Here is a 12463-nt window from a genome sequence, read left to right as displayed (position 1 = left end):
GTAATCCGGGAAAGGGGGGATCACGTTGGCGGAAACGAATAAAACCGAAAAAGCGACCCCGAAAAAAAAGAAGGACGAACGGAAAAAGGGAAATGCGTTTCAAAGCAGAGATGTGGTCAGCATAGCCACCATCGTTATCGGCTTCATCCTCGTCAGCAAGCTGGGCAGCTTTATTGTCTCACAGATCAGAGAGCTATACGTCAGCGAGCTTCAGAAGATGAGCGGCCTTTACGCACTTTCCATTCCTGGTGCGCTTCAAATCATGAGGGAATCCATGGTTGTATTCTTCCTTTCAACAGTGCCGATTCTCATTGTGCTCACGGTCACAGGGGTTGTAATGACAGGAGCGCAGACAGGCTTCCTGGTATCTGGTGAACTGCTGAAATTTAAATATAACAGAATCAGTATGCTTCAGGGATTCAAACGGATGTTTTCCGTAAGGTCTGTTGTTCAGCTTGTGAAGTCACTGATCAAAGTAGCTGTTATCCTCTGGATTATTTATACCAGCATTCAGGATCTTCTGGTGGTAACCCCGGATCTCTTACATACCAGCTTTGATCAAAGTATTTCATTCATGCTTGACCGAATCATGTCCATCGTCTATAAGATTTGCCTGATCTTCGTCGCAGTGGCGGTATTGGATTTCGCATATGAGAAATTTGATTACGAGCAGAAGCTGAGAATGACGAAGCAGGAGGTAAAGGACGAATATAAACAAACAGAAGGCGATCCGTTTATCAAGGGCAAGATCAAAGAAAAGCAGCGGAAAATGAGTATGAATCGAATGATTCAGCAGGTTCCAAACGCTGATGTTATTGTAAGAAACCCCACCCATTTTGCGGTGGCTTTAAAATATGACCTGGAAAAGGATATGGCACCCATGGTTCTTGCAAAAGGGCAGGATCATATGGCCAAGCGGATTATCGCTGCTGGAGAAAAACATCATATCCTGATCACGGAAAATAAGCCTCTGGCAAGAAGCTTATATGAAACCGTTGAAGTAAACTCTTATATCCCGGCTGAGCTGTATCAGGCTGTGGCAGAACTCATGGCTTGGGTATACAGCACGAGAGAAAAAGGTAAAAAAGCAGTATGAAATTTCTAAAAAATGTAGTGGTGTTATTTGTTGTCATGATAGTGGCACTGATCATTATCCCTTTGCCTCCGTTTTTTTTGGATTTTATGTTCATCATAAGCATCACAATCTCACTAATCATTCTGCTTACGACGATGTTCATTGGAGGGCCTCTTGATTTTTCCATATTCCCTTCCCTCCTGCTCATCACAACTCTGCTTCGGCTGGCGCTGAACATCTCATCCACCCGTTTGATACTTTCAAACGGAGGAGAAGCTGGACAGGTAATTGCAACCTTTGGTAATTTCGTACTGGGCGGCAATGCAATTGTAGGATTTATCGTATTTATTATTATCGTAATTGTTCAGTTTATCGTTATCACAAAGGGTGCAGAGAGAATTGCGGAAGTATCTGCGAGATTTACTTTGGATGCGATGCCAGGAAAACAAATGGCAATCGACGCCGACCTGAGCTCAGGCTTGATCAACGAACAGGAAGCAAGAGAAAGAAGAAAATACATCCAAAGAGAAGCAGAATTTTACGGAGCAATGGATGGAGCTACGAAACTTGTAAAAGGCGATGCCATCGCATCGATCATCATCGCCATGGTAAACCTTATTGCAGGAACGATCATCGGTATGATCCAGGGGGGAATGTCCTTTACACAGGTCCTTGCCGTTTACTCCATTGCAACGGTAGGCGACGGTCTTGTCGGCCAGTTGCCTGCGCTTATGATCTCAACAGCCACAGGCATGATCGTTACGAGAGCAGCATCCGAAAGTAATCTCAATGAGGATGTTAGGAAGCAGTTCATGTCACAGCCGAAAGTGCTTTTGATTTCAGGAATTGTCATCCTGGCGATGTGCCTGATACCCGGTGCTCCGGTGATTCAGATCGCGGTGCTGGCCTTTGTTCTCATCGCACTAGGGATCAGCTTAATGCGTTCTGCTACGGTGCAGCAGAAAAAGGAAGAAGTCACCGAAATGCAGGAGTTCCTCGAAGAGGAGAGCAACGAAGCGAACTTTTATCGCAATATTGATAATGTATACAACCTTTTGGGAGTGGAACCCATTGAAATGGAATTCGGTTATTCTTTGCTGCCACTGGTTGATGAAGGCAGCGGAGGCAGCTTTATCGATCGAATCGTCATTTTCCGGAAGCAGTTTGCCATGGAAATGGGCGTTGTTGTTCCCACCGTTCGGCTTCGCGACAACGGGCTGATTAACCCAAACCAGTACCTGATCAAGATCAAAGGAGAAGAGGTAGCACGGGGAGAAGTCCTGGTTGATTATTATCTGGCCCTTGACCCGGGGAATTGTACCGGCCCTATCGAGGGGATTGACACCATCGAGCCCGCCTACGGAATCCCAGGAAAATGGATCACGGAAAACGAAAGAGAGATGGCTGAGGTTTATGGCTACACAGTAATTGACGCATTGTCGGTTATCGTAACCCACTTGTCCGAGATGATCAAGAAGCATATTCACGAGCTTGTCAGCAGACAGGACATTAATATCCTTCTGCAGAACGCGTCAAAGGCAAACCAGGCTATTGTAGATGATGTAATCCCGGGAGTCATCAGCGTTTCAGATCTTCAAAAGATCCTCATGAACCTTCTGAAGGAAGGCATCCCCATCAGGGATATGGAGAGTATTTTGGAAACCCTTGGCGATCAAGGAGTTGCAATCAAAGACACCGACCTGCTGACGGAATATGTGAGACAGAAGCTGAAACGTACGATTACAAGAAAATATACCGACGGAGCCAGCATCAAGGTGATCTCCCTCGACCAGACCATAGAAAATACAATCCTTAGCTCTGCAAAGAAAAGTGAACACGGCACCTACCTTGCCATTGAACCGCAGGTGGTGCAGCGGATTGTAGAAGGTGCGTCGGAGCAGATTGAAAAAGTAAAAGACCTGATGCATCAACCGGTGATTCTCACATCGCCCATTGTTAGAATTTATTTTAAACGACTGATAGACCAGTTTTTGCCGAATCTTACGGTACTGTCCTTTAATGAAATTGACACCAATATACAGATTCAGGCCATTGGTATTATTCAGATAAAAGATTAGTGAAAATACAAGATTTTCAGGAAAAGAGGTGAGGTTTCATGTATTCTGCTGAAGTGAATGAAGACGATAAGCTCCTACGGCTGTGGGACTGTTATAAACGGAATAAAAGCATTGAAGCAAGAAATGAAATTGTGTTACAATATACCAATCTTGTCAGGAAAATCGTTCTGAGATTCAAGGGAAGTTACAGCAATTTTGGTCAGCTGGACGACATGGTAAATCAGGGGATCATCGCACTGATTGATGCCGTAGAAAAATTCGATCCTGATATGGGCAATAAATTTGAAACCTTTGCTTCTCTCAAGATAAAGGGTTCGATTATCGACTTTATGCGAAAGCAGGACTGGGTTCCGAGAAACCAGAGAAACCTATCCAAAGAATTGGATGAAATCTATAACGAACTGTATGCTGAGCGTGGATATGAGCCCACCAAGCAGGAAATGGCAGATAAGATGGGGGTAACCCTTACCAATCTGGATAAAATTCTGCAGCAGAGACATAACTCCATCATTCTGTCGTATGAAGAAGCCATCAATGAAAAGATGATGATCGCGTCTCCTCTCATCGTAAATGAAAGTGATAAGGAAACGCCGGAAGCAGGGCTGCTGTATGATGAACTGAAAGAAAAACTTATGGAAGCCATCGATCAGCTCAACGAAAAAGAACGGCTGGTTGTATCTCTATACTACTATGAAAATTTGAAACTAAAGGAAATTGCGGAAGTAATGAGCATCACAGAATCCCGAGTGTCTCAAATCCATTCCGCAGCAATCATTAAGATGAAAAATCGATTAAATAATTATTAGGAGGGCTCGTTATGGTAAGAGGTTTTTACTCTGCAGCTGCCGGAGTCTTTACTCGGCAGAAAGCAATGAATACAATTGCAAACAATATTTCCAATGCCTCCACTGCCGGTTATAAAAGCAGCGTTACGGTGGAATCCAGTTTTGGAGAGCATCTGGTAGCGAGAATGAGCAAGCTGGACGGTGTTTCAAACAGCAATATCGGGCCTGGTGCATTTATCACAATCAACAGCTCGGAAGAGACAGACTTCACGCAGGGCAGCCTGGAATCTACAGGAAGACCTGTCGATATGGCGATTAATGGGAATGGTTTCTTTCTTGTCGAGAGTGAGACCTACGGACCGGTGCTGACGAGAAACGGTCAGTTTGAAATCGACGGTGATGGAGATCTTTATCTTCCCGGAGTAGGGAAGGTACTGAATGACGGTGAGAGCTCTATTAATTTAGCGAACAGCAGCTTTACCGTAGGCCCAACAGGTGTGATCAGCGTTGATGGAGAAGAAGCGGATAGTCTGTATATTGCGGTACCCGATGAAGATGCGGTTCTGAAAAGCGTAGGACCAGGTGTCTTTACTGTAGAGGATGAGGCTTATGATCAGGCTGAGACGGAAAACTATTACTTAATGCAGGGAACCGTTGAAAAGTCCAACATCAATATGGCAAAGGAAATGAGCCGGCTTATCGCAGGGCAAAGTCATTATCAGGCTTGTACCCAGATCGTAAAGATGTATGATGCGATTAATCAGATCGCCGTCAATCAGATCGGAAAGATCGGTTAGATCGATTGGATCGATTTCAACTGTTAGTATAATATAAGGAGAAAAATACATGATCAGAGGATTTTATTCAGGGACATCCTGTGTCATAAGCCAGCAGACAAATCTCAATACGATCGCAAATAATATTGCCAATGTCAATACTACGGCATTTAAGCCGCAGCAGGCAGCTTTCTCTGCACTGATGTATCAAAGCCTCTATGGAGGAGGCGGTGAGAATAATTATATTCAGACCGGACATGGTGTAAGGGTTGAGAAAACCGGTACGGATTTCAACCAGGGTGATTTGCAAAATACGAATCAGCCTATGGACTGCGCCATTATGGGAGACGGATTTTTCGCTATTGAAAATCGTGAGGATGGCAGCCTTACCTACAGTCGGGATGGCAGTTTTAAAGTGAGTTTGGATGATTCAGAGGCATACCTGGTGAATTCGGCAGGAAACTACGTGCTGGATGCGGACGGCGAACGGATCGTTGTTCCAGAAACTACAACGAAAAAAGATTCAAATGGAAATACTGTTACAGAGGGAGGCTTTAAAGCTTCTATGGTCGGTGTTTATACCTTTCCAAACCAATATAGCCTTGAGGTCATTGGAGGAAATCAATACAGAGAGACGGAAGCTTCAGGAGAGGCCGAGGCAATGGAGACACCTGCTGTAAAGAGCGGCTTTCTGGAAGGATCCAGAGTACAGATTGCGCAAGAACTTGTAAAGATGATCGAAGCCTCCAAGGGATTCTCCTTTGGCTCTAAAATTGTACAAACAGCCGACGAGATGGAAAAAATTATCAACCAGCTCCGCTAATACCTTAACATCAGTTGACGATTCGTTTAGTTTCATCGAAACTTTTAGTGCAATATGATCGAAATCTGTGCTATCATCAATTAACAGGAAAAATCATGCAGCTGAATCGTTTATTTGATTTTCAAACAGCAGTTTCCCCGCGTTCTATTGCAAGAGACCCTCAAAAAACTGCTCGATCAAGGTAAGGAGAGGAAAATGAACCAAGTTGAAACTTCGCAAAACAATCTGAATGAGGAAGAAATTCCCCAGAGTAAACCGGTGACGTTAATTGAGGCCAGTTCCAGTGATGATGGGATGACAGGCTATATCAAAATGATCAAGCAATGTCCAGATCCTGATCCGGTGACCCAAGAGCAGCTTATGGAAGCCTTGCAGATGAATAAAATCATATATGGCATCAAAGAAACCTCCGTAGAAAAGCTGGCAGCAAGACCCATCTATAATATCAGGATTGAAGTTGCCAAAGGAGTTCCTCCGGTGGACGGGGAAGATGGGCAAATTACATACTTTGTAAAAAGAGATTCTGAATATCATCCTGAGTATAATCTTGAAGGTGCCATTGATTATAAGAATCTTGACTATTTTCAGATTGTTAGCCAAGGGCAGGTTCTTGCCGAGATCAAAAAAGAGACAGAAGGCGTTGACGGAAAAAATATATTTGGCGGTATTGTGCCCTCCAGAAGCGGCAGACCCGCAGGATCGCCTGTTGGGAAGAATACCCATCTGATTGAGAACAATACCCAGCTTGTGGCAGATTGCGATGGTGTCATTCGGTTCCTTCGGGATTCTGTGGATGTAAATGACATGCTGAAAGTTAAGTCCAGCGTGGATCAGCTCACTGGAAATATTAAATTCTCCGGCGATGTTACCATTGAAGGTGATGTTTGTGACGGATTTTCTGTGAAATCCGGCGGCAATGTCATCATCAAGGGTGTGGTGGAGGATGCGGATATTGAAGCTGCAGGAAACGTTCATATTTCAAATGGGATCAACGGCGGAGGACAATTTAGGATTTTTGTGGGCGGAAATTTGAAATGTAAATACATTGAGCACGCAAAGATTCATGTAGAAGGAAACATCAATGCCGACTATATTATCGACAGCAATGTGACCTGTATGGGAAATATTGAGCTAGCCGGAAGCAGAGAGCTTATCGCTGGAGGAGAGATCAAAGTTCTTGGTCAGCTTCGTGCGAAAGACATTGGAACAGCTAGTGAAAGAGCTACAAAAATTGAAGTATTAGGCGTAAAAATTATGGATACGGAATCGATAGAAAAGCTGGTGAATCAAAGAGACGAGCTTGGTGTCAGATTGCAGCAGCTGGCTGAGAATACCGCAAAGCTTAGCCAATCCAGAATGGGTGCGGGAGAATCTGTAATGGAGCAGTTATCCACAGCGAAGAGGCAGATAATGACGCTGAAAGATAAAATAGAACTGCTGAATTCACAGATTCAACAGCTTGAAAAAGAATGGACAATGGAATTTCCCGGCGCGGTTTTATGTAAAAGAAAGATCTACCAGGGGGTAAAGATCAGTTTTGGTGAGGAACGGTTCCACTTTGAACTTGACAACATAGAGCATTGCAGGATATTTTGGAGTGAGGGAAGTATTGTTCACGGTATGCTATAGATAATCGATCCTGAAATGTGAGGTGAGAACAGCTTGACGGAAAATAGTTCTTATATAAAAATCAGTGTATTTTACTCTGAGGGACAATCGACGGTCTCCTCCAATAATATCAGTGTTCTTGACAACAGGATCATACTGAGGGGGGAAGACTTTGATTTGGTTCCTCATAAATCTGTAGTGGACATAGCAGGATATTTAAAAGACGGAGTTGTTTTCATGAGCGGAAGGGTTACTCTTTCCACGACATCTCAAGTCAATCTGGACATTATTAAAACTGACGGGAAGCAGGAAAGAAGAACCTACTTAAAAGTAAAGGCAGACTTAAAAACAAAGCTCCTTAGGGCTTATTCAAAGGGAAAGAGAAAACGATCCTATCTGATCGACGAAGGGATACAAACCAGAGATATCAGTCTCGGAGGCGTAGCATTTTTTTCCAATCGTACGCTGCTGAAAAAACAAATTGTAACCATTGATTTCAGCATGATAAAGCCGGGCTTTATTGCTCGGGCGGAAATCCTCAGAAAAGAAAGAGGACATTTCGGGGGCTATCGATTCAAATATGGCTGCAGGTTCCTTGAAATCGGAGGAGAAGAGGAACGAGTACTCTGTGAATACGTATTTAAAAAGCAGCTTGAAAATCACAGAAGACTGACGCGAATGAGCGATGATATAAATTAGGGGAGTACAGACTGATTTGGATACAAATCTTGTTGGTATTTTCCATAACATGAAAATGACGAATGGAGGCGGGGCTGATGTCCAAAACAGTTGCGATAACAAATCAAAAAGGCGGGGTGGGTAAGACATCCACAGCGAGTGCTGTAGTCAGCGGTTTAGCGGAGAAGGGCTATAAGATTCTGGCGATCGATCTTGACCCTCAAGGTAATTTGGGATTTTGTCTTGGCGCAGAAATAGACAACAGTCCAACAGTATATGAGCTGATGAAGGGGACTGTGCCTGTTGAGCAGGTAATCCAGCGAAATCAAGGCATTGATATTATCCCATCCAATATTCTTCTCAGCGGAGCAGAACTGGAGTTTTCTCAGCTTGGAAGAGAATATCTGCTGAAGAATGGCATCGCTCCAGTCAGAGGGAATTATGACTATATCGTAATCGATACACCGCCGGCGCTCAATATCCTAACGGTTAACGCATATACCGCTACAGACAATATCATTATCCCCATGATTCCGGAAATATTAAGTCTCCTTGGAATTTCACAGCTGAGAGAGACCATTGAATTGGTAAAGGGGATTTATAATCCAAAGATTGAAGTATTAGGCATTCTTTTGAATAAATACGATAGACGTAGAATTCTGACAAAAGATGTGGAAGAAATGGCTGAAATCATAGCCAAAGAATTGGATACAAAAGTATTTAAAACGAAAATTCGTTCCTCTGTTTCCGTTGCGGAAGCACCGGCCCACGGAGAAAGCGTATATAAATATTCACCCAGGGCGAATACGACAAAGGACTATCGTCAGCTTGTTGATGAGTTGATTACTCAGAAGGGAATGAAACTGGATGGCGAAGAAAAGCAATAAAACGGAACACGTTCTGAAGCTGATTACGAAGAATGATGATGCGGATCAGGACGATCTGTTTGGTTTGCCCCAGGAGTTTGCCGTAAGCGGCAGTAATGCACCAGCCTCAAAACCGGACGAGCCTCCAAAAGCAGAAAAGCCCAAGAGAGGGAAATCGGCAGCTAGGATCCCGATGCCTGAACCAACCGAAGCTGTATCAAAGGCAGCGGAACCGGAGCCAGAATCGAAACCCCTGCCAGAATCCAAACCTCTCCCAAAGCCAGAAGAGAAATCTCTACCGGAACCGGAGCCAAAACCAGAACCGGAGCCAAAACCAGAACCGGAGCCGAAACCAGAACCGGAATCGGAACCGAAACCTATGATAGCGTCGGAAGCCTCTGAGCCTGCGGCTGCGGAAAGCCAACTCAGTGCTGCTGTTGAAAAAAGTGGTCGATTGATTAATCTGGCTGAGGTATTGGTCAAAGAAAAGATTGGGCTGGTTATGGAAAAAATGAAGGTGTGTACCTGCCAAACTTGTGTCAGTGATATTACGGCACTTACGCTGAATTCACTTCCTGCGAAATACGTTACCGCTGATAAGGGCAAGCAGTCTATCCAGCTGGATACTTATAAAAAGCAATATGAAACAGATATTCTGGCTGCGCTGACGAAAGCCTGTGTTCGTGTTAAGGCTTCTCCAAGGCACATGAAAAAATGAGGTGAAGATTTGTTAACAAATTATGATGAACTAAATGACGTACAGATCGATGTACTAAGAGAAATTGGTAATATTGGTGCAGGAAATGCTGCCACCGCTCTTTCCACTATCTTGGACGAGCGAGTTGAAATCAGCCTGCCCAGAGTAAGAATTACTGATTTTGATACGGCTGTCAATGCTCTTGGCGGTGCTGAAACAATGACTGTGGGCGTTCTGGTAAACTTTTCAGGTGAAGCCAACGGAATGATTATGTTTCTTCTGAATATGGAAGATGCAAAAGCAATTATGAGCATATTGATTCAGGATGAGGGTGAGGACAATGGGCAGCTCAGTGAACTAAAACTATCTGCTATTAAGGAAATCGGCAATATTCTAGGCTCCTCCTACATCAATTCCATATCAACACTTACAGGGCTTACCATAAATATTTCCATTCCATATATTGCAATTGACATGGCAGGAGCGTTGATGAGTGTACCGATTATTGAATTTGGATCTGTAGGTGATAAGGTAATGTTTATTGAAGAATGTTTTTCTGCAGAAGAGAATAATCTCACAAGCAATATCATCATGTTTGCAGAAATTGAAACATTAAAAATAATAATGGAAAGATTAGGACTTGGAATATGAGCGAATTACTGGTCGTTGGAATTTCTGACTATAAACTGGCCAGATGTCCGAATGTATTTGTAACGTATGCGCTCGGGTCGTGTGTAGGAATATGTCTTTATGACAGGCAGGTTAAGGTTGGTGGATTATCCCATATCATGCTTCCTGAAAGCAGCATGTTTTCGAAAAATGAAGTAAATAGAATGAAATTTGCAGATACCGCAATTGTGGATCTTGTAAGAGATCTGACAAGGCTTGGTGCCGACAGCCGCAAACTTGTTGCAAAAATTGCGGGAGGAGCTCAAATGTTCGAAGTTCAGCCTGGCAGTGCCATCGGTACCATTGGAGAGCGAAATATTGTCAGCGTAAAGAACGCACTATATAGTCTGAAGATACCAATCATTGCAGAGGATACCGGCCTCAACTATGGAAGAACCGTTTATTTTGACTTGGATACCGGTATTATGAAGGTTCAGTCCCTCAGTCGAAGCATAAAAGAATTTTAAACGTTAAGTTTTACAGCTTATGGCCGATATATAAACTACGGATAGTAACCTGCCCAATCTGCAAAGCAGATTGAAAGCGGACTTGTGGAAAGACTAGCATCCAGCAAATTGAAAGGAGAATAACAATGTCTGATGTATATGATGAAAGCAAAGTTTTAGAAGAGGATACCCAGCACGGCAGATTTCTGACCTTCACTTTAGAGGATGAAGTATATGGGATCGAAATAAAGTACGTCACAGAAATCATTGGAATCCAATCTATTACAAAGGTACCTGAGGTTCCAGATTATGTAAAAGGCATCATCAATTTAAGAGGAAAAATTATTCCGGTAATCGATGTCAGGCTGAAATTTGGAAAACAGCCCATGGAATATGATGATAGAACCTGTATTGTAGTAATCGATATCAGTGAAGTTTCAGTGGGACTGATCGTAGATAATGTTGATGAAGTATTAACCATTGATGATCAGGACATCGCAGCACCCCCAGCCAATAAAACCGGATTCGAAAACAGATATATCAAAGGAATCGGCAAGGCAGGAGAACGGGTTCAGTTGCTTCTGGACTGCGAGAGACTATTAAAGACAGACGAAATGGAACTCATTGAATCCATCAACTAAAACTGGGATCTTTGTTTGGTGTTGGGCTGCTTTAGCCGCATATGCTGAAAAATCATAAAAACAGAACAGTGGTAAGTGAAAAAGCCAGCTAAATACTGATTCTAACGGTATGGCTTTTTCTGTTGTTGTGAGGCAGAAATAACGGGTTTTAGGGTGCGTTTGGCCTTTCGAAAAACCGGGTATATGCTAATTGAAACAGTCAATGGGTGCAGGATTACGATCTGCTGAAGATAAAGTGCCTAAGGAAAGGGGTTAATTGGATGAAAGTGTCGCGTAAGATAAAAGTGCTAATAGTAGATGATTCACTTTTGTTTAGAGAGACTCTGGCCAGAGAGGTTGGGAAGGATTTTGGAATTGAGGTAGTCGGAACTGCGGAAGATCCGTTTATGGCAAGAGATAAAATCTTGGAACTTAAGCCGGATGTTGTTACTTTAGACGTTGAAATGCCTAAAATGGACGGAATTGCTTTCTTGAAAAAGCTGATGCCGCAATATCCGTTGCCAGTAATTGTGGTGAGCTCCATCGGAAAAAATGTTTTTGAAGCGTTAGACGCAGGCGCAGTGGATTTTGTTACCAAACCTGATGTCAGCAAGCAGGGGGGAATGAATTCCTTCATTAATGAGCTCATCGTTAAGATAAAAATAGCATCGACCGCGAAGGTTGGCAGCTATAAAAAAGATTATGAAGCGGCCCGTATCGTTTCTGAGCATGGAACCGATATCTCTAATATGATTTTGGCCATCGGAGCTTCCACAGGAGGAACCGAAGCGATTTATAAGGTAATCACAGCATTCCCCAGGGATATGCCGGGAATCCTCATCGTTCAGCATATGCCTCCAGTCTTTACAAGACTTTATGCGGATAGGCTGAACAATTCCTGTAAACTGGAAGTGAAGGAAGCCCAAGACGGCGATTTGGTAAAACCGGGAAGGGTGCTAGTGGCTGCAGGTGATTTTCACATGAGATTGGCAAAGGGTCCTACCGGCTATTATGTAAAATGTGCGCAGGGAGAAAAGGTGAACGGCCACTGCCCCTCCGTAGATGTACTTTTTGACTCCGTCGCAGAAGTAGCAAAGGACAAAGCCATCGGCGTAATCTTAACCGGAATGGGGGCAGATGGTGCAAAGGGTTTGTTGAATATGCGTAAGAAGGGTGCATACACCATAGGGCAGGATGAAAAATCATCCACGGTATATGGGATGCCTATGGTGTCGTATAACATCGGTGCTGTTGCCAAGCAGCTGCCACTAGATCGTATCCCACAAGAAATATGCAACCATTTGTCGATTAAATAATCGATCCTAAATTGATTATAAGTGAA

13 protein-coding genes are annotated in these 12463 nt (G+C 43.5%); all 13 read left to right on the top strand.

Features of this window, described 5'->3' with window-relative positions:
• Positions 1–25 precede the first annotated feature (25 nt).
• Positions 26–1096, top strand: coding sequence for a flagellar biosynthesis protein FlhB (gene flhB, locus FRZ06_11655; protein ID QOX63940.1), 1071 nt, complete (start codon positions 26–28; stop codon positions 1094–1096).
• Positions 1093–3153, top strand: coding sequence for a flagellar biosynthesis protein FlhA (flhA, locus tag FRZ06_11650; GenBank protein ID QOX63939.1), 2061 nt, complete (start codon positions 1093–1095; stop codon positions 3151–3153). The genes flhB and flhA overlap by 4 nt, the downstream gene beginning before the upstream one ends.
• 38 nt (positions 3154–3191) lie before the next feature.
• Positions 3192–3959 carry a FliA/WhiG family RNA polymerase sigma factor gene (locus FRZ06_11645; GenBank protein QOX63938.1) on the top strand — a complete coding sequence of 256 codons (768 nt, stop codon included), beginning with the start codon at positions 3192–3194 and terminating at the stop codon, positions 3957–3959.
• Positions 3960–3970: 11 nt separating this feature from the next.
• Positions 3971–4735 carry a flagellar hook-basal body protein gene (locus tag FRZ06_11640; protein QOX63937.1) on the top strand — a complete coding sequence of 255 codons (765 nt, stop codon included), beginning with the start codon at positions 3971–3973 and terminating at the stop codon, positions 4733–4735.
• 49 nt (positions 4736–4784) lie between these two features.
• Positions 4785–5537, top strand: a complete 753-nt coding sequence (locus tag FRZ06_11635; GenBank protein ID QOX63936.1) for a flagellar hook-basal body protein — start codon at positions 4785–4787, stop codon at positions 5535–5537.
• A gap of 195 nt (positions 5538–5732) precedes the next feature.
• Entirely contained in the window at positions 5733–7166 is a 1434-nt protein-coding gene (locus FRZ06_11630) for a DUF342 domain-containing protein (protein QOX63935.1), read from the top strand.
• A 33-nt stretch (positions 7167–7199) separates the two neighbouring features.
• Positions 7200–7844, top strand: coding sequence for a PilZ domain-containing protein (locus FRZ06_11625; GenBank protein QOX63934.1), 645 nt, complete (start codon positions 7200–7202; stop codon positions 7842–7844).
• A 77-nt stretch (positions 7845–7921) separates the two neighbouring features.
• Entirely contained in the window at positions 7922–8710 is a 789-nt protein-coding gene (locus FRZ06_11620) for a ParA family protein (protein ID QOX63933.1), read from the top strand.
• Positions 8711–9068: 358 nt separating this feature from the next.
• Positions 9069–9407: a competence protein ComFB gene (locus FRZ06_11615; GenBank protein QOX63932.1), complete on the top strand. Its 339-nt coding sequence runs from the start codon at positions 9069–9071 to the stop codon at positions 9405–9407.
• A gap of 9 nt (positions 9408–9416) precedes the next feature.
• Positions 9417–10037: a CheY-P-specific phosphatase CheC gene (locus FRZ06_11610; protein ID QOX63931.1), complete on the top strand. Its 621-nt coding sequence runs from the start codon at positions 9417–9419 to the stop codon at positions 10035–10037.
• Positions 10034–10522, top strand: coding sequence for a chemotaxis protein CheD (locus tag FRZ06_11605; protein QOX63930.1), 489 nt, complete (start codon positions 10034–10036; stop codon positions 10520–10522). The genes FRZ06_11610 and FRZ06_11605 overlap by 4 nt, the downstream gene beginning before the upstream one ends.
• Positions 10523–10647: 125 nt before the next feature.
• Positions 10648–11142 carry a purine-binding chemotaxis protein CheW gene (locus FRZ06_11600; GenBank protein ID QOX63929.1) on the top strand — a complete coding sequence of 165 codons (495 nt, stop codon included), beginning with the start codon at positions 10648–10650 and terminating at the stop codon, positions 11140–11142.
• A 260-nt stretch (positions 11143–11402) separates the two neighbouring features.
• Positions 11403–12437, top strand: a complete 1035-nt coding sequence (locus FRZ06_11595) for a chemotaxis response regulator protein-glutamate methylesterase (GenBank protein QOX63928.1) — start codon at positions 11403–11405, stop codon at positions 12435–12437.
• Positions 12438–12463: the final 26 nt, after the last annotated feature.

Source organism: Clostridiales bacterium, from assembly GCA_015243575.1.
GTDB lineage: Bacteria > Bacillota > Clostridia > Peptostreptococcales > Anaerovoracaceae > Anoxybacterium > Anoxybacterium hadale.
The sequence above is the reverse complement of the archived record's forward strand: the minus strand, read 5'-3'. Positions and strand labels throughout refer to the sequence as shown.